Below are 20,786 nucleotides of genomic sequence, written 5' to 3'. Positions count from 1 at the left end.
CAGTTTATTTTTATATCAAAACCTCATAACTATATTCCGCATTGCATAAATATGATGATATATCGAATCTATAATCACTTTATCTGTTTGTTTTAGCTTTTACTATATAAAATCCTGTATATGCTATTTACAGCGGCAGATAAAAATACTAGTTTAATATGGCAAAAAAGCGGAACGGGCTTGTTTAAGCCTAGCCTTACCATAAAATGAGTTTTTTTTGTGAGCTAAGGAGTAGGCTTAACAAAAACTAAAATTATTGGTCTATTCGCAAACACACTGAAATGTGACCATAAAGGTCACAGCTATGACATGATGTCACATGGAGAATCATAATGAAGAAAGGATTAGCGAAGCTGTCTTTAGCATTAGTTGCTGGCGCAGTAGCTATGAGCGTACAAGCTCAAACATTTGTCTTCTGTTCTGAAGGCAGTCCAGAAGGGTTTAACCCCAGTTTATATACTGCAGGAACTACGTTTGATGCGTCGTCTAAGACCATTTTCAACCGTTTGGTTGAGTTTGAGAACGGTACAACCAATGTAATCCCTGCTTTGGCTGAATCATGGGATGTGTCGGAAGATGGTTTGGAATACACCTTTCATTTACGCAAAGGGGTGAAATTCCATACCCAGAAGAAAGGTTTTAAGCCGACTCGCGATTTTAACGCTGATGATGTGGTCTTTAGCTTCGAGCGTCAGGATGATCCAAATCATCCTTACCATAAAGTCTCCGGTGGCTCTTATGAGTATTACAGCGGTATGGGCATGGAAGAATTGGTGAAAGAAATCGTCAAAGTAGATGATTACACCGTGAAGTTTGTACTAAGCAAACCAGAAGCACCATTCATCGCTAACCTTGCGATGGATTTCGCGTCAATTTTCTCAGCTGAGCAAGCCGATGCGCTGATGAAGGCGGGAACGCCAGAAAAACTGGATCTTGACCCAGTAGGCACTGGTCCTTTCCAAAAAGTACAGTATCAAAAAGACTCGTTAATTCGTTACGTTGGCAATAAAGAATACTGGAACGGCGCACCGGCTATCGACCGTTTAGTCTTCTCCATTACGCCTGATGCCTCAGTGCGTTACGCTAAGCTAAAAGCGGGTGAGTGTCATGTGATGCCTTATCCTAACCCTGCCGATGTTGAGCAGATGAAGAAAGATCCGGATATTAATCTATTAAGTCAGGAAGGTTTGAACATTGGTTTCTTGGCCTTTAATACTCAAAAAGCACCGTTTGATAATGTGAAAGTTCGTAAGGCTCTAAGTCTTGCAGTGAACAAACAAGCGATTATCGATGCGGTCTTCCAGGGTAGCGGTAAAATCGCGAAGAACCCAATTCCACCAACAATGTGGTCTTATGACGAAGACACCGTTGATTATCCATATGATCCAGTGAAGGCGAAAGCGTTGTTGGCGGAAGCCGGTGTTACTAATCTAAAAACTAATATTTGGGCGATGCCTGTTCAGCGTCCATATAACCCTAATGCACGTCGTATGGCCGAGATTATCCAAGCCGACTGGGCGAAAATTGGTGTTAAGGCTGACATTGTTAGTTACGAGTGGGGGGAATACCTCAAGCGTACCAAGCAAGGTGAGCATGATACTGCCTTACTAGGCTGGACTGGCGATAATGGTGACCCAGATAACTTCCTAGGTGTGTTGTTAAGCTGTGATGCGGTTGGCGGTAGTAACCGTGCCATGTGGTGTTACAAACCCTTTGACGATATAATCAACAAAGCGAAGCAACTATCGGTTCAAGCGGATCGCGCTAAACTTTACAAACAAGCACAGAAAATCTTCAAAGAGCAGGCGCCGTGGTTAACCATCGCCCACTCGGTGGCTTACAAGCCAATTCGTAAAGAAGTTCAAGGCTTTAAAGTTGACCCTCTTGGCGGTCATTACTTCTATGGCGTGTCACTAAAATAGCCATATCGAAGGGGCTGGATTCAGCCCCTTTCCTTCCTTCAGACACAGAGCTGTAGTTATGTTCCAATTTATTATAAAAAAAATGATGTTGGTGGTTCCCACTTTCATCGGCATTACTCTTCTTACTTTCACGCTGATCCGGATGATACCTGGTGATCCTATCGAAGTGATGGCAGGGGAAAGAGGCGTGTCACCTGAGCGTCACGCAGCCTTGCGTGCCGAATTAGGCTTAGACCAACCCTTGTTGGTCCAATACTTTGATTATGTAAAAAACATTGCGAGTGGTGACCTTGGCCGTTCATTAATTACCAAGACACCCGTTACCGAAGAATTTCTTACGCTGTTTCCAGCGACTGTGGAATTAGCTTCTTGTGCAGCCTTGTTCGCTATTTTTGTGGGGCTGCCCTGCGGAATTATTGCGGCGGTCAAACGAGGGTCGATATTTGACCACTCGGTGATGACCTTTTCCTTAACCGGTTATTCGATGCCGATTTTTTGGTGGGCCTTACTATTAATGCTGGTTTTTTCGGTTAACCTCGGCATTACCCCTGTCTCCGGCAGGCTTGACGTGACCTATTGGATTGATGAAGTCACCGGTTTCATGTTAATTGATACCCTGTTGTCGGGTGAAGAGGGGGCTTTTGCTTCTGCTGTGCATCATTTAATTTTACCTAGTATTGTACTTGGCACCATCCCGATGGCGGTGATTGCCCGGATGACTCGCTCGTCAATGCTTGAAGTATTAGGTGAAGACTATATTCGAACCGCCCGTTCCAAGGGAATGGCACCGATGCGGGTGATCGTGGTTCATGCCTTACGTAATGCACTGATTCCGGTGATTACCGTGATTGGCTTGCAGGTGGGGATCTTACTCTCAGGAGCGATTTTAACCGAAACTATTTTCGCTTGGCCGGGGATTGGAAAATGGCTCATCGAATCGATCGGTCGACGTGATTACCCTGTCGTTCAAGGGGGCATTCTAATCGTGGCGACGATCATTATTCTGGTCAACTTGTTGGTCGACATTCTTTACGGCGTGGTAAACCCACGGATCCGTCACGGCAAATAGCGGAGTACTGTTAATGTCTGAACAAACTGTTCGCCCTGAAGTGACAGGGCCAAAAGTACAAACCCCCTTACAGGAATTTTGGAGCTATTTTAGCCAGAATACCGGTGCGGTGATTGGTTTGATTTTCATTGTCTCGATGATCTTGCTTGCGATATTCGCGCCGCTGATTGCTCCCCATTCGCCTTTCGAGCAATATCGGGATGCCTTATTAATACCCCCATCTTGGGCAGAAGGTGGCAATAGCACTTATCTACTGGGGACCGATGCGGTGGGACGAGATATTTTATCGCGTTTAATTCACGGTGCTCAGTTGTCGTTATTTATTGGCTTCCTGGTGGTGACGCTCTCCTTAGGTTTTGGCGTACTATTCGGTTTAATTGCTGGTTTCTATCGCGGGGTGGTAGAAACGATCATCATGCGGGCGGTGGACATTATGCTGGCCATGCCCAGTTTATTGTTAGCGATTGCGATTGTGGCTATCTTAGGCCCCAGTATCTTTAACGCGGCGATGGCGATTGCGATTGTTTCGATGCCTCACTATGTTCGCTTGGCTCGCGCCTCGACCATTGCTGAGCTCAATAAAGATTATGTGATCTCTTCGCGGGTTGCTGGCGCAGGTTCTTTTCGTTTGATGTTTATTACCATTTTACCTAATTGTTTGGCTCCGCTGATTGTGCAAGCAACGTTGGGCTTTTCAAATGCCATTTTAGATATGGCTGCTTTAGGCTTCCTTGGTTTGGGTGCTCAGCCACCGACGCCAGAATGGGGAAGTATGTTGGCGGATGCATTACAGTTTGTGCAAAGTGCTTGGTGGGTGGTGACCTTCCCTGGACTGGTGATCTTACTGACGGTGTTAGCCTTTAATTTAATGGGTGATGGCTTACGTGATGCCCTCGATCCGAAACTGAAGCAGTAGGAGATGAATCCGTGTCTTTATTAGAAGTGAACAACCTCACTGTTGAATTCGGTGATGGCCCCAATCCTTTTCGTGCAGTAGACCAAGTGGCTTACAGTGTTGAAAAAGGTGAAATTGTTGGGATTGTAGGGGAATCAGGTTCCGGTAAAAGTGTTAGTTCCTTGTCGATCATGGGGCTGATTGATTACCCAGGAAAAGTGAGTGCTGATACCTTGAAGTTTGAAGACCAAGACTTATTAGCGATGTCGGAAAATAAACGCCGCGCGATTACCGGGGCTGAGATCGCGATGATCTTTCAAGAGCCAATGTCGAGTCTCAACCCTTGTTATACGGTTGAATTCCAGATTAGCGAAGCGCTGAAAATTCACCAAAGTGGTAATAAGAAGTGGCGTCGCCAGCGGGTGATTGAACTGTTGGATCAGGTGGGGATCCCCGATCCTGAGTCACGTTTAAAAACTTACCCTCACCAACTCTCTGGTGGGATGAGCCAACGAGTGATGATTGCGATGGCGATTGCCTGTGATCCCAAATTGTTAATCGCCGATGAACCCACTACCGCATTAGATGTGACAATTCAGGCGCAAATTGTTGATCTGTTATTAGATCTACAAAAACAAAAAAATATGGGCCTAGTGTTGATTACTCACGATCTTGCTTTAGTCGCCGAATCAGCCCATCGGGTGATTGTGATGTATGCAGGGCAAGTGGTCGAAACTGGTCCTGCCGATGCTATTTTTTCGAATCCTAAACACCCATACACGCAGGCCTTGCTTCGCTCGTTGCCGGAGTCCTCTGCTGGTAAGGCGCGTTTAGATGCCTTACCCGGAGTGGTTCCCGGTGCCTTTGATCGTCCGGTTGGCTGTTTGCTCAATCCTCGCTGCGCCTATGCGAGCGATCGTTGCCGCAATGAACGACCGACGATGCTGCACGATGGCGAGCGTCAGGTGCGTTGTTTCACCCCCCTAGATGATGCTGGGAGACCAAGTGCATGAGTGACAGTATTATGAAAGCCGCAGCACTGAGTACTGTGAACACTAAGCTTGAAGTATTGGAGCCTGTGTTGTCAGTGAATGCTGTGAAAAAACATTATCACGTGAAAGCAGGGATGTTTAAGCCCGATGCGACGGTGAAAGCCCTCGATGGTGTAAGCTTTGAATTGGCGAAAGGGAAAACCTTGGCGGTGGTGGGAGAGTCGGGCTGTGGTAAGTCGACCTTAGCCCGAGTATTGACCATGATCGAAACCCCCACTGCTGGTGAGTTGTGTTTTGATGGTAAAGACATCTTAAGCTTAGGTAAAGATGCAGCGAAGGCGCTACGGCAGAAGATCCAAATCATCTTTCAGAATCCCTATGGTTCGCTCAATCCGCGTAAGAAGGTTGGAACGATCTTAGAAGAACCGTTATTGATTAATAGCAGTATGAGCAAGTCTGAACGTAAACAAAAAGCACAAGCAATGCTTGCTAAAGTTGGTTTACGTCCCGAGCATTACGATCGTTACCCGCACATGTTCTCGGGTGGACAACGGCAACGTATCGCGATTGCTCGTGGTTTAATGCTCGATCCAAAGGTGGTGGTTGCCGATGAGCCAGTTTCTGCCTTAGATGTGTCGGTACAGGCACAGGTACTTAATCTGATGATGGATCTGCAAGAGGAGATGGGCTTAAGTTATATCTTTATTTCTCATGACTTATCGGTAGTGGAACACATCGCTGATGAAGTGATGGTGATGTACCTTGGGAAAGCGGTTGAATATGCTAGTTGTGAAGAGTTGTTTGCCAATCCCAAACATCCCTATACTCAGGCTTTGTTGTCGAGTACACCGCGGCTAAACCCGGCGCATCGTCGAGAGAAGATAAAGCTGGAAGGGGAATTACCCTCACCGCTAAATCCGCCTGTGGGCTGCGCTTTCCATGCGCGTTGTCGTTATGCTAAGGAACGTTGTTACGCCGAGCAACCGTCGTTGGTTGTTGATGGTCTAGCTCAGGTAGCTTGTTTTGCTCGAGAAGAGGGGCGAATAGCCTAAGTTATTTGAAAACCATGAAAAGCGGGCGAGTCCCGCTTTTTTTATTGCTTAATCCGGTGTAACTTAGCCAGAAAGCTAAGAAAGCCATTAGGATCTCCGATTGCGTAGTCGTTACAAAGCAAGATTAAAGCATTTAGGCTTGATGCTAGTGTTAAGCTGTATTGGGCTGACTCAGGTAGAAGCCAAATTATTAGTTTGGGGGACCGCGTTTCAGACAAGGCCAAGCGCTATCGTGGACGAAGTTGACGCCAATAGTAACTTCATGAATCATCTATTATTTGATCCACTTTTTTTACTCGATCAACAGGGCCGAGTAACCCCGCGTTTGGTGACTAAATGGAAAGTTATTTCGCCAACCCAGATCCAATTTCAGTTACGGGAAAATGTGGATTTTCATTCTGGAAACCGCTTAAGCGCAGAGGATGTAGCATGGACCTTTGAACAATTACGTTATCTGCCCCACCTACAAGCACTATTTGCCCCCATTAAGAGCATCACTGCGCTTAACCAATTACAGTTTGAAGTTCGCACCTATCGACCATTTTCAGAACTTATACAAAGGCTTAGTTTTATTTTTCCGGCGGATAAGCAGTTCTATTTATCCCATTTAGAGGAAGGTTCTGAATCATCAGAGCAGTTACCAATTGTATCGGGCACTGGACCATTTAAGTTAAGTCGCTATGTGCCAGGAATTGTGACGGAGTTTAGTCTTAACTCTGACTATTGGCGGGCGAATCGAGGCAACATTACTCAAGTTAAAGTGGTGCCGATCAAGCAGGCAACAATGCGTATGGCGAGTCTATTCTCTCGTGATGTTGATATAGTTGATCATGTGCCAGATAGTTATGTCGATATGCTAAATAAAGATAAGCAATTACGGGTGATCCAAACCGAAGGATTGAAATGGCTGGCTATTGAACTGAATCAAAGGCATCCCGCTTTGGCCAATCGGGTGGTGCGCCAAGCGCTTAATCTAGCCATTGATAATGTTCATCTAGCGGAGGTACTTGGGCCTTATACTGTGGCTTCCACTCAACTCAGTATTCCTGGGCAACTGGGTTATAACTCGAATTTAGTGCCACGTTATAACTTGCAGCTGGCGCATCAATTATTGCAGCAAGCTGGCTATGCAAAAGGTTTTCAATTGAGTATGGCAGTACCAAAATGGATCTTTGAAGATAACGCCAAGGTGGTTCAGCAGTTAGTGACGATGCTGGATAGAGTCAATATTAATTTGCAGCCGGAATGGCTGGATGAGCAGCAATATCAGCAAAGTATTGAGCACTGCAGTAGTGATGTAATTTTAACGCGTCGTCAGAGTGATGCAGGAAATGTTTTAAGCATCGCTCGCTCGATGTTTTTGCAAGATCCTGAAAGCTATGCAGAGCCCAGTCGATGTGCCAGCTATCAAAGTGATAAAGTTGAACAGCTTATCTTAGCTGGCGAACAAGAGTTGGATGAAGTGAAACGGGCGAAGATTGTTCAAGTTCTAGAGCGGCAACTTTATCAAGAAGCGGTGTTTGTGCCACTTTATTGGCAACGCACTATTTGGGCAATAAATCAGCAGGTTAACTTTGAAAGTATTAATCCTGCGAGTCCAGTTCCATTATTTGAACATCTAGAACAATTTAATTAATCGTCAATCATCAAGTGACTAAGCAACACGCGCTGGGGCGAGTGACTCAATCACTGATGTCGACTTTGTAAGGCGCTTAGTTAAGGCCTTGAGATTTTAGGCTAAAAGCTTCAATTTGTTGACGGATCCCGTCACTGTCTAGTTTTAACAGCTGATAGATTTCTGCTTGGCTGCCTTGTTCGATGAAATGATCGGGTAAACCGATATTTAACACCTGCACTTGGTTGAGCTGCTCAGCGAACAAAAACTCGTTGACCGCTGAACCGGCACCGCCCTGAATCGCATTTTCTTCCAAGGTGACCAGTAGTTGGTGTTGACCCACGAGGCTACGAATACAATCTTGGTCGAGAGGTTTGATAAAACGCATATCGATTAAACTGGCGTCTAAGGCTTCCGCAACGGGCAGGGCTTTGGCTAATAAACTGCCAAAGTTCAGTATCGCAATCGAGCGACCTTTTCGGATGCTACGCGCCTTGCCAATTTCTAGCGCCTGCATCTCTGGGTTGATGGGGCTGTTATCTGCCCCTCCTCGAGGATAGCGCACCGCTGCCGGGCCTTGATGTTGATAGCCAGTATAAAGCATTTGTCGGCATTCATTTTCATTGGCTGGAGCCATAATCACTAAATTTGGAATGGCTCTGAGATAACTCAGATCGAAGGCTCCTTGATGGGTTGGGCCATCAGCACCAACAATTCCGGCGCGGTCGATAGCAAATAATACCGGTAAGTTTTGAATGGCTACATCATGAATGACTTGGTCATAGGCACGTTGTAAAAAGGTACTATAAATGGCGACCACAGGCTGGTAGCCAGCAATTGCCAAACCTGCTGCAAAGGTTACCGCGTGTTGTTCTGCAATCGCAACATCGAAGTATTGTTCGGGAAATTGTTTGGAGAAGCGCACCATACCTGAGCCTTCTCGCATGGCAGGAGTGATGCCCATCAGCTTATCGTCTATTGCCGCCATGTCGCATAACCAGTCGCCAAATACCTTTGAAAAAGTGGGGGCAGAGCCCTTGCTTTTAGGTAGGTTATCTTGGCTCGGGTCAAATTTGGGAACCCCGTGATAACCAATCGGATCCTGCTCTGCGGGTAAGTAGCCTTTGCCTTTTTTGGTCATAATATGTAGCAACTGCGGACCTTTAAGGTCGCGCATATTGCTTAAGGTTCTCACCAAGCCTTTGACGTCGTGTCCATCGATAGGGCCGATGTAGTTAAAGCCAAATTCTTCGAATAAGGTGCCTGGGACAACCATTCCTTTCAGGTGTTCTTCGGCGCGGCGGGCGAGCTCTTTAATGGGTGGCATGCCGCTGAGTACTTTTTTCCCTCCTTCTCGAAGTGAAGAATACAGCGATCCGGATAAAATATTTGCTAAGGAATTGTTTAATGCGCCGACATTTTCAGAAATCGACATCTCGTTGTCGTTTAAGATCACCAGCATGTCATTGTGAGCGGCTCCCGCGTGGTTGAGGGCTTCAAAGGCCATGCCGGCGGTAATTGCGCCGTCGCCAATGACCGCGACTACTTTACGGTCTAATTGTTCTTTCTCGGCCGCTATGGCGATGCCTAGGGCTGCACCAATCGAAGTGCTGGAATGCCCCACGCTGAGCACATCATATTCGCTTTCTTCGCGCCAAGGGAAAGGGTGTAGTCCCTTGAATTGGCGAATGGTCGACATTTGCTCACGGCGACCAGTGAGGATCTTATGCGGGTAAGCCTGATGGCCGACATCCCATACCAGTTTATCGAAGGGAGTATTGTAGACATAATGTAGCGCAACGGTGAGTTCTACTGCACCGAGTCCTGAGGCCAAATGGCCACTCGATTGGCTGACACTGTTAAGCAAATATTGGCGAAGTTCATCACACAGCTGAGGAAGCTGTTGTAGCTCTAGTTGACGTAATTGTTCTGGCAAATCGGCTAAGGCTAAAGTTGGGTAATTTTTTATATTCAGTGTCATAAAATGCTTATCGTTTTTTATCGTCTGCGACTAGTTGTCTCGATGCACGACATAATCCGCCAAAAGGGCGAGCTGTTCGCCATTGTAAGGCAAAGTCTCTAAGGCTTGAAGTGCTTCTTTACCAAGAGTTTCGGCTTTTGCGATAGCGCCCTCGATACCCAATAAACTGGGGTAGGTACTTTTATTTAAAGCTTGGTCTGAGCCCTGTGGTTTACCTAGGGTATCGGTATCGCTAATAATATCTAAAATGTCATCTCGGACTTGAAATGCCAAGCCTAACGCGTCGGCGTACCGAAGCAAGGCTTGCTGTTCAGCATGGCTGATATTGGCACAAATTGCGCCCATCATGACCGCTGCCTGAATCAATGCACCAGTCTTATGTTTATGCACGGTTTCTAACTGTGCCAGCGTAACCGTTTGGTCGGTCGCCGCAATATCTAAGGCTTGTCCGCCACACATGCCATTGTAACCTGCCGCTTGGCTCAATACTTTTAACATCGCCACTTTTTGCGCATCATTCACGGGGGCTTCGGCGAGTAAGTTGAACGCGAGGCTTTGTAAGGCGTCTCCAGCTAAGATGGCGGTTGCTTCATCGAAGCTGATATGACAGGTCGGCTGGCCGCGACGTAATGCATCATCATCCATGGCTGGCAAGTCGTCATGAATTAAGGAATAGGCATGAATACATTCAACTGCGGCCGCCGCGGCATTCAATGCCGCCATTGGGGCTTGATTGAGTTGGCCCACTAAATAGACCAATAGAGGACGGATCCTTTTTCCACCTAATAATAGACCATGCTGCATCGCCGCTAATAAACGGGGATCACTGACGGGCTGCTGCTGTAATACCTGTTCTAAATAGGTATTGATTTGTGTTTGATAGTGGCCGAGAACATGAGCCAATTTGTGATTCACTCAGTGGGCTCCTGTGTTAAGGGCTCTAAGCTATCTCCATGGTGTTGTTGGCGGAGAATCTCGACCTGTTGTTGAGCCTGCTGCAACTTACTTTGTCCTGCATTGGCTAGACTAATGCCGCGTTCAAATTGCTTGAGAGAATCTTCAAGGCTCAGTTCACCTTGTTCTAGTTGTTGAACAATATCTTCGAGTTCGTCTAAGGTCTCTTCAAACTTCATTTTTTCGGGTTTTTTGGCAACCATTGCTAAGGCCTCCATGATGCTTCTGCTGGCGCAAACTTACCCTAGGCGTTTAGGTAGGTCAAACTTGTGATTCAAGTATTTTAATTTCGGTCGATAAATAAAGAACGATAGACTTTTTCAAGATATTGATAAACGAACACAAAAATACCTTCGATTCTGTTTTGAGAGTAGACTAGTATTAGTTTAATTAGAGTTTCCAGGCTACCGGTTAAAAGGAATAAGTAGTGGATTTAGCAACGCTGATCGGGATTATTGGTGCATTCGCGTTCGTTGTAATGGCGATGGTGATGGGGGGCGGGATTGGGATTTTTGTCGATGTCCCCTCGATATTAATTGTTTTTTGTGGCTCTTTGTTTGTTGTATTGATGAAATACAATTTAGGACAGTTTCTGGGGGCTGTGAAAATAGCTGTAAAGGCTTTTATGTTTAAGACCGATAAGCCTGATGACTTAATTGAGCGCTCGGTGGAGATGGCTGATGCAGCTCGTAAAGGTGGTTTTCTAGCTTTAGAAGAAGCAGAAATTACCAATCCCTTCATGCAAAAAGGCATCGATATGTTAGTTGATGGGCATGATGCGGACGTGGTGCGCGCTACCATGGAAAAAGACATTGCGCTAACCACCGAACGGCATGAGTTTGGTGCTGGGATTTTTACGGCCATTGGCGATGTAGGGCCAGCGATGGGGATGATTGGTACTCTGATTGGTTTGGTGGCGATGCTATCCAATATGGATGATCCAAAATCGATTGGACCTTCGATGGCGGTCGCGCTGTTAACCACGCTTTATGGTGCGGTTTTAGCTAACATGGTCGCGATACCGATTGCCGATAAGTTGCGCTTACGAGCGGGTGAAGAAAAGCTCAATCGTAGTTTAATTTTGGATGCGGTTTTGGGAATTCAAGATGGCCAAAACCCGCGGGTCATTGAAGGTGTTCTGAAAAATTACCTTCCTGAAGGCAAGCGTTCTTTGGGTACCACTGACGAATAGGTGATTGAGTATGGAAGAACCTTGCAAATGTCCTCCTCCTGGTCTGCCTGCATGGATGGGTACCTTCGCTGATCTAATGTCTTTATTAATGTGTTTCTTTGTATTGCTTTTGGCATTCTCTGAAATGGACGTAATGAAGTTCAAGCAGATTGCAGGCTCGATGAAATATGCCTTTGGGGTACAAAACTTACTTGAAGTGAAGGATATTCCCAAAGGGACTTCGGTGATCGCTCAGGAGTTTCGCCCTGGTCGGCCAGAGCCAACTCCGATTGAGACCATTATGCAACAAACCATTGATATGACTCAGGCAAAGCTTGAATTTCATGATGGTGAAGAAGCCGATGCCGGGGGCCAAAATAAGACTGGGGAACAAAGCGGTGGACGGGCCACGGCCACTCAAGCGCAGTCTGCACAAAGTCAGGCTCAGCAGCAGAGTCAGCAGAATCAAACGGCTAAGCGGATTGCTCAACAACTGCGCGATCAAATTGAAGACGGGGCGATTGAAGTTGAGTCTCTGGGCCAACAGATTATCATTCGGGTCCGAGAAAAAGGAGCCTTTCCTTCGGGTTCGGCATTCTTACAACCTAAGTTCCGTCCAGTGATCCAGCGGGTTGGGGAAGTGATTAAAGATATCCCCGGGGTTGTCACAGTCTCTGGGCATACGGATAATCAACAAACTGAGTCGGAATTGTATCGTTCTAACTGGGATCTCTCTAGCCAGCGAGCGGTTTCGGTGGCTCATGAATTGATTAAAGTGAAAGGGTTTGACGAAAATCGTCTGATTGTTAGCGGTATGGCCGATACCAAACCTTTGGTTAAAAATAACACCGAAGAGAATCGTCGACGTAATCGTCGAGTGGAAATAGGTATTATGCAGGGGAAAGCGGCGCAATCGGGTGAGATTGCGGTCTCCGAGCAATAATCTTTTTATAGCGTATTTGGTAAATAGCCGTGATTAATTTCGTCTTGAAACGAATCGCGGCAATCGTGTTTTGTTTGCCGCTTGGCGTGAGTCTGTTTTCAATTCCAAGCATATTTTCTGTCGTTCTTGGTGAACGAAGTCTTCCCTGTTAAGGGGGCTTTTTCTTGTCATCTCTTGTTTGCATGTTATCTCCCTGTTTGGCTGCGCGTTTAAGTTTGGGTCTACATTAAACAAAATTGGCTCGTTGGCTGAACTCGCGTTATAATTCGCGGCCAAATTTGTCGAGGCCCTGAGTTATGAAGTTTATCGTTAAACTATTCCCTGAAATTGCTATGAAGAGTAAGCCGGTGCGCAAGCGCTTTAGTAAGATCCTTCAAAGTAATATTCGTAACGTACTCAGTCCTATTGATGAAACGATTCGGGTGCGCTTAGATTGGGATCGGATGGTTGTTACTTCTCGTAACGATAGCGAACAAAACCGAGAGGCCTTGATTGAAGCTCTGTCGTCGACCCCCGGTATTGTCCATTTCTTAGAAGTGTCTCAGCAAAGTTATACCGATTTACATAGTTTGTATGAACTCACTTACGACGTGTGGAAAGATCGGCTCAAAGATAAAACCTTTTGCGTGCGAGTAAAGCGCAGTGGCAAACAAGACTTCTCATCGATTGAAGTGGAGCGTTATGTTGGTGGTGGTTTAAATCAACATTGTGAGAGTAATGGGGTTCGGCTTAAAAACCCAGACGTGACCGTGAAATTGGAAGTAACCGATGATTGTGTTTACCTAGTACAGGCAAAACATCAAGGTTTGGGTGGGTTTCCAATTGCCACTCAAGAAAGCGTATTATCTTTAATTTCTGGTGGTTTTGATTCTGGTGTGTCCAGCTACCAGCTGATTAAGCGAGGGGCGAAGGTTCATTATTGTTTCTTTAATTTGGGAGGCCGGGCCCACGAATTAGGCGTGAAGCAAGTTGCCCATCATCTTTGGAAACGCTTTGGCTCTTCACATCGGGTTAAATTTGTTGCCGTTGATTTTGATCCGGTGGTGAATGAGATCTTGGAAAAAGTTGAAAACGGCCAAATGGGGGTGGTACTGAAACGGATGATGGTACGCGCAGCCTCCAAGGTGGCTCAACAACTCGATATCCCTGCCTTGGTGACAGGTGAAGCTGTGGGCCAAGTTTCCAGCCAAACCTTAGTGAATTTAGGCATGATTGACCGAGTTTCCGAAACGTTGATCCTGCGGCCACTGATTGCAACCGATAAACAAGATATTATCGATATTGCCAAGCGTATTGGCACCGGTGATTTTGCTGAAACAATGCCAGAGTATTGTGGGGTGATTTCGAATAAACCGACCGTGAAGGCGGTTGAGTCAAAATTATTGGCAGAAGAAGAAAAGTTCGATTTTGGCATTTTGGATCAGGTTGTCGAAGCATGCCGGATCACCGATATTCGAGACATTGTGAAAGAATCCGATGCGCAAATTCACCAAGTTGATATTGTTGAGCTTGAAAATGACAAAGAAGCGGTTGTATTAGATATTCGCTCACCAGAGGAGCAAGAGCTCAAACCTTTTACCATGGATAGGGTGGCGGTGATTCATCTTCCCTTCTTTAGACTGGCCACTCAATTTGGCGACTTAGATCAGAGCAAACATTACCTGCTGTATTGCGATCGTGGCGTCATGAGTAAACTGCAAGCTTTGTACTTACAAGATGCTGGTTTTAGCAATGTAGGCGTCTACCAACAATAGTCGCTTTGTGCTCGAGCAGCACAAACTATTTCTGTGAGTGAAATATAAAAGTAATTAAAAAATAAAGTATTTTGTCCTTATTTGGCATTTTTTAAGGCTTTTACTAGATACACCATCAAAAAATGGCTTTGGTCACACTGTTCGCCCCTATTTGGTATAGACTTAAATTAGGTTTATAGCAAAAGGGGTAGGCGTATGAGCGCGCTATTTTTAGTTTCTGTTATTGGTGAAGATAAACCAGGCACACTCAATAACTTGGCTGATTTGACCCACTCCTACCAAGGAACTTGGTTGAGTAGTCGAGTGGTGAACCTTGATGGCCAGCTTGCGTGCATCTTTAAAGTGCAAGTACCGCAAAAGAATAATCAAGCCTTGCAACAAGCCCTTCAAGATCTGTCCGATGTACAATTAAGTATTCGTGAGTGTAAGGCTGCCCACCTTAGTCGTGCTGATGCGGTGAGCTTAGTGATCGATGCGGAGGACCGCCCTGGTTTGATTAATGATATTACCCGTTTATTGATGGGGCATGGGGTGAGCGTCAATAAGTTGGAGTGTCATCGTATGAGTGTGCCAGATGCTGGAGAAAACGTATTTACCGCTGAGCTTGACTTGATGATCCCTGATAGTGAAAACACTCTAAACATCATTGCTGAGATTGAAGGTTTACAAGAGCAAATGGTGGTGAACCAAACTGCTTAGAAGCTTGTTTAAAACGTCATACCAATAGGCTGCGGTTTGCTGCCTATTGGTATATAAGTGCGAATTGCTGCTAGCTTATATTAAAGTCTTTTACTGCATTCAGAATACTGCGGATACTATACTGACCAATAAATTTGCCGTCTTTTACGACTGGTAATCTGCGGCGCTTATCGTTGATGAGTTTTTCGGCAACGGCGAGGATATCCATATCTGGGCTCACGCTATCCACTTCTTCGGTCATAAATTCTTTTACCATGCCACCGATCTCTCCATGATAGGTGCCTTTTAGGATGGCTTGTAAACAGTCTATCTCAGAAATTACCCCTACGACTTCACGCTGTTCGTTGAGCACAGTTGCACCCGATACCTTAGCCGCTAACATGATATCAATAGCTTCAAAAAGTGAGGTTGCCGGTTTTACTGTTACCGGATTTTTGGTCATGTGGTCGATTGCTCTCATAGAACTTAAGGCCATGCTTTTTTTCCTTAAAATTGCAGGGTTTGTTTTGTATCAACATGCCCTAGGTATGAATAAAAAACACTTTTTTGTCTAGTTATTTGTTTGAAAAAGTGGCTCAACTTAAAAAAACTTAAGTTGTTTTGTGTTTATTGTAGTTGCTATGTTGCAAAGTAGCTTCGATTTTCATCAGGCAGTATCTATTGAGTCAGTGGCAAATTTAAGTTTTTTCTTGATTTTTCAGCTATAAATGTTGGATGGCTTGAGTTTGGCAAACGACAAAGAGAGTTCTAATTACGCCAATGGGAGAGGTGATTTCCGGATGATTCCGGGGTATTGATTCTTCGCTAATAGCGCTCAACGGTTTTTTAGAATTGTCTCTTTTAAAGGAAGTTTGCAAGGGAATCGCTTATTAGACCAAGTTTTATATCTTTCTACACGATTAACGTAGTTTTATTTTGAGCTAATATTGACCGTATTAGTTCAACAGGCCCTAGTTAAATTTATTTAATGTGAGAATTAAAGAATGAGTCAGCGAAAGCTCCACGATCTGTTTTCTCCTCAATCGATAGCGGTTATTGGCGCCTCGAATCGAAGTTTACGCTCGGGTAATGTGGTTATGAAAAATTTAATGAGCGCAGGCTTTAATGGACCCGTGATGCCAGTGACGCCAAAGTATAAGGCGGTGCTCGGGGTGCTTGCTTATCCCAGTATTGAGAAATTACCTATACGCCCCGATTTAGCCATCCTATGTGTGAATGCCGCGCGACTTCCAGAGCAGATTGAAAAGTTAGGCCAATTTGGCTGCAAAACCGCAATTATTACGGCAGGAGTTTTGGACAGTGCTGAAGACGAAAATGAGCTAAAAGTTCTTGAGCAGTTACGAATGTTTGCCCAGCGCTATGGGATGCGAATATTAGGACCAAATAGCCTTGGTATTATGTTACCAAATATCGGGCTAAATGCTTCTTTTGCTCACACTTACTGCCGATCTGGAAAAATTGCGTTTGTTTCACAGTCTGCAGCGGTATGTACCACGGTCTTAGACTGGGCGAATAACAAAGGGATCGGCTTTTCATCGTTTATCTCTCTGGGAGATGCCTTAGATATCGATTTTGGCGAATTACTGGATTATCTTTCACGAGATCCGAAAACCCAAGTGATCATGCTATATATTGATTCGGTCAAGGATACCCAGCGTTTTATGTCGGCGGCACGTGCTGCGTCGCGTAACAAGGCCATATTGGTGATTAAGTCTGGTCGTAGTCGATTAGGGGCACAGGCTGCGGCGTTGCACACTGGCGGGCCCGTGGGGAATGATGCGGTTTATGATGCGGCGTTTAAGCGCGCGGGGATGTTACGAGTCAATGACTTACATGAATTGTTCGCCGCTGTTGAAACATTAACTTATGCCAATCCTTTAAAGGGTGAACGTTTAGCGATCATTAGTAATGGTGGTGGACCTGCAGTGTTAGCGGTTGATGCGCTATTGGAGCGGGGGGGAAAGCTAGCTCAGTTTTCTAGCGCTACTCTGGCTCACTTGGCCAAGGTGTTACCTGTTGGTTGGTCCGGGCAAAATCCCTTAGATATTATTGGTGATGCAGATCCGAGTCGTTACGCGAAGGCCTTAGATATAGTTGCTAGTAGTGGCGAAGCGGATGCTTTGTTATTGATGTATGCGCCCTCGGCCTTGGCGGGAGCGGAAGCCACCGCTACGGCTTTAATCGAGGTAATTAAACAAGATAGCCGCGCTCGACGGCTTAATATTTTGACCAATTGGATGGGGGAGAAAACGGCTTATCCTGGTCGTTTAGCGTTTAGCGAAGCTGGGATCCCAAGTTATCGAACGCCTGAGGGTGCCGTGGGGGCGTTCATGCATATGGTCGAATTTAGGCGCAATCAAAAGCTGCTATCGGAAACTCCAAGTACGATGGACGAACCCATTTTCGATCCCGATGGTTCTGCCAAAGCGGTACTGCATCAAGCCTTAGAGCAACAGAAAATGGTCTTGGAAACTCATGATGCGAAGCAATTACTACAAGCTTATGGCTTGCAAACCATTGATACCTGGTTGGTGCCTAACGTTGAAGAAGCGGTGCGGTGTGCTGATGATATCGGTTACCCTGTCGCCTTAAAAATACAATCACCGGACATTCTACATAAGTCGGATGTGCATGGTGTGAGCCTAAATATCAATAATCGACAGGAGTTGGCAATTGCAGCCGAATCGATGTTGGCGCGAGTGAAGCAGGCTTTTCCTAGCGCCAGAATGGAAGGTATGATTTTGCAACGAATGGCGCTGACCGCAGGCGCTCAAGAACTGAGAGTTGCGGTGATTACCGATCCGGTGTTTGGCCCTGCGATTTTCTTAGGCGAAGGCGGCTCGGAATGGGACGAAACCAAAGATGCTGCCGTAGCACTGCCACCATTAAATATGAGCTTGGCGCGTTACTTAGTCATTAGTGCCTTAAAGACTCAAAAGATCCGAGACCGAAAATTGCCCAATGGCCTGAAAATGGAGGCTTTATGTACCATGCTGACTCGGCTCTCTAATTTGATCATCGATTGTCCAGAAATTGCTCGTTTAGATTTAAATCCGGTTCTTGCTGCTGGAGATAGCATTATTTTACTCGATGTTAATATGCGCTTACAGAATGCTGAGCAACCGAGCGTACAACGTTTAGCGATTCGTCCTTATCCTAAGGAGCTGGAAGAATACTGCCAAATAAAGAGTGGCACTCGGGTATTGCTGCGGCCCATTTTGCCTGAGGATGAGCCGAATCATTTAGCGTTCGACTCTTCTTTAAGTGAAGAGGATCGTTATAAACGCTATTTTGGCGCTCGTGGACAAATGACCCACGAAGAAATGGCCTTGCTCACTCAAATTGATTATGCCAGAGAAATGGCTTTTATTGCTGTCGATGAACAAGCCTGTGATAACCGAGCCATTTTAGGGGTGGTTCGAGCCTCGATTGATCCCGATAACCTAGAAGCAGAATTTGCCATGGCGGTTAGGAGTGATTTACAGGGGCAGGGAATTGGTAAGCAACTGCTACAAAAATTAATTCGTTATTATCAAAGTACGGGAACTCAGACCTTAAGTGGTATTACGATGATGCAAAACCGAGGCATGGCTGGATTGGCTAAACATCTAGGGTTTCGAGTTAAATTTGAATTAGAAGAAGGGGTCATCGAAATGCATCTTGATTTGCAGTCAGAGTCTGATAATAAGCCTGAATAAGCGTGGCGGTTATTGCGTTTTCGTGGTTTATTTTAGTTCGAGAGAAACGTGTACTTATCATCGAAGTGCCGACGCAATCGTGTTGTTACTGGCAGTTTTACAGTCGGGTTCGCCCCATGAACTATGTCGATGACGAACTTTCATGGGGCTGGTTGGCAGACATCCACCATCAGTATATTGTCCACACTTATCCTCGACGATTCATCCCCCTCAGTCTGGCAATATTCAGACTTGTTTGGTGTGATATTCGATTGATGCTCTAACAAATTGTTGCATCACGGCGCAATTCGCATTGATGCGCTGATCAAAATCTTCTAAGGCTGGTGTCTCACTACAAGCACCGCGTTTGGCTCCTAGCTTAACTAAACAGGATTCGAACGAGCTGTCGTAATGATTATGGATCAAACCATCTTCAAGCTTGCAACCATCGATGCTTTCATCGGCGGCAACTGGGAAATATTCAGCTAAGCTATCGCGTAAGGTATAGCTGAATGGACCTGCTGCGGCCTCCGGCTCAAAAGAGTAAACATAACAATTATGTTGTAATACATCTTCGTGACAAGTGAGGATCCCATCTTGGCTTAAGTTTTTGAGCAGGGCTTGTTGCGCGATTAATAGCTGTCCTTCCCGCGAGCAATCTTCTGCTGGTTTAGCACGGCCTTTGTCGACAAGAAAACCTCGGTTAGGGTTCTCGCCAAATTGATTAAAACGATGACCGGCTTTAAATCCGGTGGGATTCACCAAGGGCAACAGGCTCAGGTTGAGTTGCTCAGTGATACTGGGGTCAAGCGTGGATAAAAACTTGAGCATTCCCCAAGGGCCGGCTGCTTCTTCGCCATGAAAACCAGCGCTAATTAAAACATTTGCCAGTTTAGGTTGAGGATTAGCTGATTGATATAATTCCAGCGGATAGCCTTCAATATGACCCAGGGTCTTTTTGGTCAAGGCTAAACCTTGCATCTGTTCGGCGAGTAAGTGGTAAAAAGCATGAATGTCATTACTGGCTAAGGCAAATTGTTTCGAATGCCAGTGAAATTGTTGGAAAGAAGAGCGACTCAAACCTATCCTCCTGCTGTGGTTTTGCATCATTGAGGCATAACAGTAGCAGCAGTTGAATTGCGGCACTACTAACTTTAGAAAATTAGTTAACTAGGCTAGGCGGCTACTCGTGTCTCATGATTAAGTTTTTTCTATCTCAATGCTCGTTTAGTTCGCTTAAATCAAGTTGACTTCTTGGTCGGAGGCGTTATTTCAACGTGTCATCATCGGTATGTTGCTGAATGGCTTTTCGTAGTTGCTGCTCAAATGGTTCAATGAGATGTTGGTATTGTTTATTTAAATAGAAGTAGCTTTGAATTTCTATATAGGGATGTTCAAAACAAGCTTTAAGATCGGTGCGTTGAACTTGGTTAAACAAGTAAGCGACTGCTTTTTTCGATGCTGGAAAGTAGTCAGCTCGTTGACGGTTCAACATTTCTAGCATTGACTCTGCATGTTGTACTTTTGCATGACCAACATTGGAAAGCTGATAAAATAGTTCAAAGTAGGGGATCCCATTGACTCCAACGGGTTTCAGTTGGTTGAGTCGACGATGATCGCTAAGGCATGAGTTACTTTTGTGAACCCATACCCAAAGCTCTGTTTTTTCGATGGGCACATTTACTTTCATCATGCTGCTCGCTTGGCGGTTCGGCAGGTCGTAGGGAAATGCTTCTCCTCCTAATTGACCTTCTTCTGCCAGATGATGCGAGCGCGCATCGGGGAGTTGTATTAGTTCTAGTTGTACGTTTAAGGTCTTAGCGGCTTGCTTAAGATTAAGTAGATGAGGCTCTTCTTTATTATTATCGAGGTCGAGGTCGACCACCCCTACTTGAATTATTGTCTCTGCGTAGGCCTGCCCGATAGGGAGTAAAAGACTTACCAGCAAAATGGTTAGAGGTATTTTCAATCCTGTTTTCATTACATGAGTATAGAATACAGGTTCGGGTTTCTAGCACTTATTTATCAAGAAGAACTATTGTTTGGTGAGTTGCTTGTTTGA

Annotated in this window: 17 protein-coding genes; 11 read left to right on the top strand and 6 right to left on the bottom strand. The window is 45.5% G+C overall.

Translation table 11 applies throughout. The annotated features are described in order from the left end of the window. Nucleotides 1-332 precede the first annotated feature (332 nt). The 6 genes from ACRRSW_RS15640 (at nt 333) to ACRRSW_RS15615 (ending at nt 7,566) form a co-directional block, all read left to right on the top strand. A complete protein-coding gene (locus ACRRSW_RS15640; protein ID WP_432452314.1) occupies nt 333-1,922 on the top strand; it encodes an ABC transporter substrate-binding protein in 1,590 nt (529 codons plus the stop codon). Nucleotides 1,923-1,980: 58 nt separating this feature from the next. Continuing rightward, a complete protein-coding gene (locus ACRRSW_RS15635; protein ID WP_432452315.1) occupies nt 1,981-2,991 on the top strand; it encodes an ABC transporter permease subunit in 1,011 nt (336 codons plus the stop codon). A gap of 13 nt (nt 2,992-3,004) precedes the next feature. Further along, complete coding sequence (gene dppC, locus ACRRSW_RS15630; protein WP_432459811.1) at nt 3,005-3,907, top strand: dipeptide ABC transporter permease DppC; 903 nt, start codon at nt 3,005-3,007, stop codon at nt 3,905-3,907. A gap of 11 nt (nt 3,908-3,918) precedes the next feature. Next, nucleotides 3,919-4,899 (top strand): dipeptide ABC transporter ATP-binding protein, encoded by a 981-nt coding sequence (gene dppD / locus ACRRSW_RS15625; protein ID WP_432459810.1) that lies wholly within the window; start codon nt 3,919-3,921, stop codon nt 4,897-4,899. Continuing rightward, entirely contained in the window at nt 4,896-5,930 is a 1,035-nt protein-coding gene (locus ACRRSW_RS15620) for a peptide ABC transporter ATP-binding protein (protein WP_432452318.1), read from the top strand. The genes dppD and ACRRSW_RS15620 overlap by 4 nt, the downstream gene beginning before the upstream one ends. A gap of 100 nt (nt 5,931-6,030) precedes the next feature. Further along, nucleotides 6,031-7,566 (top strand): ABC transporter substrate-binding protein, encoded by a 1,536-nt coding sequence (locus tag ACRRSW_RS15615; RefSeq protein WP_432459809.1) that lies wholly within the window; start codon nt 6,031-6,033, stop codon nt 7,564-7,566. 76 nt (nt 7,567-7,642) lie between these two features. Here ACRRSW_RS15615 and dxs read toward each other — a convergent pair whose 3' ends face one another. Genes dxs through ACRRSW_RS15600 form a run of 3 tightly spaced genes read right to left on the bottom strand, consistent with a single transcriptional unit; the run spans nt 7,643 to nt 10,683 of the window. Further along, on the bottom strand, nt 7,643-9,526 hold the full coding sequence (gene dxs / locus ACRRSW_RS15610; protein WP_432459808.1) for a 1-deoxy-D-xylulose-5-phosphate synthase: 1,884 nt from the start codon (nt 9,524-9,526) through the stop codon (nt 7,643-7,645). 30 nt (nt 9,527-9,556) lie between these two features. Continuing rightward, nucleotides 9,557-10,441, bottom strand: coding sequence for a (2E,6E)-farnesyl diphosphate synthase (gene ispA, locus ACRRSW_RS15605; protein ID WP_432459807.1), 885 nt, complete (start codon nt 10,439-10,441; stop codon nt 9,557-9,559). Further along, nucleotides 10,438-10,683, bottom strand: a complete 246-nt coding sequence (locus ACRRSW_RS15600) for an exodeoxyribonuclease VII small subunit (RefSeq protein ID WP_432452322.1) — start codon at nt 10,681-10,683, stop codon at nt 10,438-10,440. Before ACRRSW_RS15600 ends, ispA begins: the two co-directional genes overlap by 4 nt. 224 nt (nt 10,684-10,907) lie before the next feature. On the opposite strand from ACRRSW_RS15600, the gene pomA reads away from it, so the two are divergent. The 4 genes from pomA (at nt 10,908) to ACRRSW_RS15580 (ending at nt 15,047) form a co-directional block, all read left to right on the top strand. Beyond that, entirely contained in the window at nt 10,908-11,672 is a 765-nt protein-coding gene (gene pomA / locus ACRRSW_RS15595) for a flagellar motor protein PomA (protein ID WP_432452323.1), read from the top strand. A gap of 10 nt (nt 11,673-11,682) precedes the next feature. Next, on the top strand, nt 11,683-12,594 hold the full coding sequence (locus ACRRSW_RS15590) for a flagellar motor protein MotB (RefSeq protein WP_432452324.1): 912 nt from the start codon (nt 11,683-11,685) through the stop codon (nt 12,592-12,594). Nucleotides 12,595-12,890: 296 nt separating this feature from the next. Further along, the gene (gene thiI / locus ACRRSW_RS15585; RefSeq protein WP_432459806.1) at nt 12,891-14,348 is read left to right on the top strand and encodes a tRNA uracil 4-sulfurtransferase ThiI; all 1,458 of its coding nucleotides are present in this window, start codon (nt 12,891-12,893) and stop codon (nt 14,346-14,348) included. A gap of 195 nt (nt 14,349-14,543) precedes the next feature. Next, complete coding sequence (locus ACRRSW_RS15580) at nt 14,544-15,047, top strand: glycine cleavage system protein R (RefSeq protein WP_432459805.1); 504 nt, start codon at nt 14,544-14,546, stop codon at nt 15,045-15,047. Nucleotides 15,048-15,117: 70 nt separating this feature from the next. Here ACRRSW_RS15580 and ACRRSW_RS15575 read toward each other — a convergent pair whose 3' ends face one another. After that, entirely contained in the window at nt 15,118-15,522 is a 405-nt protein-coding gene (locus ACRRSW_RS15575) for a CBS domain-containing protein (protein WP_432452327.1), read from the bottom strand. 508 nt (nt 15,523-16,030) lie between these two features. Here ACRRSW_RS15575 and ACRRSW_RS15570 point away from each other — a divergent pair. Further along, complete coding sequence (locus tag ACRRSW_RS15570; RefSeq protein WP_432459804.1) at nt 16,031-18,745, top strand: bifunctional acetate--CoA ligase family protein/GNAT family N-acetyltransferase; 2,715 nt, start codon at nt 16,031-16,033, stop codon at nt 18,743-18,745. A gap of 225 nt (nt 18,746-18,970) precedes the next feature. Here the strand turns inward: ACRRSW_RS15570 and ACRRSW_RS15565 are convergent, their stop codons facing one another. Both ACRRSW_RS15565 and ACRRSW_RS15560 read right to left on the bottom strand, forming a co-directional pair. Continuing rightward, nucleotides 18,971-19,804 carry an N-acetyl-ornithine deacetylase gene (locus tag ACRRSW_RS15565; RefSeq protein ID WP_432459803.1) on the bottom strand — a complete coding sequence of 278 codons (834 nt, stop codon included), beginning with the start codon at nt 19,802-19,804 and terminating at the stop codon, nt 18,971-18,973. Between the two features lie 187 nt (nt 19,805-19,991). Beyond that, a complete protein-coding gene (locus tag ACRRSW_RS15560; RefSeq protein ID WP_432459802.1) occupies nt 19,992-20,693 on the bottom strand; it encodes a hypothetical protein in 702 nt (233 codons plus the stop codon). Nucleotides 20,694-20,786 lie beyond the last annotated feature (93 nt).

This window comes from Agarivorans sp. QJM3NY_25 (genome assembly GCF_050870875.2).
GTDB lineage: Bacteria > Pseudomonadota > Gammaproteobacteria > Enterobacterales > Celerinatantimonadaceae > Agarivorans.
The sequence above is the reverse complement of the archived record's forward strand: the minus strand, read 5'-3'. Positions and strand labels throughout refer to the sequence as shown.

Excerpts from the sequence above, each read along its gene's own strand:
- ACRRSW_RS15640 (WP_432452314.1), top strand. The coding sequence starts at position 333 with ATGAAGAAAGGATTAGCGAAGCTGTCTTTAGCATTAGTTGCTGGCGCA.
- ACRRSW_RS15635 (WP_432452315.1), top strand. The coding sequence starts at position 1,981 with ATGTTCCAATTTATTATAAAAAAAATGATGTTGGTGGTTCCCACTTTC.
- dppC (WP_432459811.1), top strand. The coding sequence starts at position 3,005 with ATGTCTGAACAAACTGTTCGCCCTGAAGTGACAGGGCCAAAAGTACAA.
- ACRRSW_RS15620 (WP_432452318.1), top strand. The coding sequence starts at position 4,896 with ATGAGTGACAGTATTATGAAAGCCGCAGCACTGAGTACTGTGAACACT.
- dxs (WP_432459808.1), bottom strand. The coding sequence starts at position 9,526 with ATGACACTGAATATAAAAAATTACCCAACTTTAGCCTTAGCCGATTTG.
- ACRRSW_RS15600 (WP_432452322.1), bottom strand. The coding sequence starts at position 10,683 with ATGGTTGCCAAAAAACCCGAAAAAATGAAGTTTGAAGAGACCTTAGAC.
- ACRRSW_RS15590 (WP_432452324.1), top strand. The coding sequence starts at position 11,683 with ATGGAAGAACCTTGCAAATGTCCTCCTCCTGGTCTGCCTGCATGGATG.
- thiI (WP_432459806.1), top strand. The coding sequence starts at position 12,891 with ATGAAGTTTATCGTTAAACTATTCCCTGAAATTGCTATGAAGAGTAAG.
- ACRRSW_RS15580 (WP_432459805.1), top strand. The coding sequence starts at position 14,544 with ATGAGCGCGCTATTTTTAGTTTCTGTTATTGGTGAAGATAAACCAGGC.
- ACRRSW_RS15575 (WP_432452327.1), bottom strand. The coding sequence starts at position 15,522 with ATGGCCTTAAGTTCTATGAGAGCAATCGACCACATGACCAAAAATCCG.
- ACRRSW_RS15570 (WP_432459804.1), top strand. The coding sequence starts at position 16,031 with ATGAGTCAGCGAAAGCTCCACGATCTGTTTTCTCCTCAATCGATAGCG.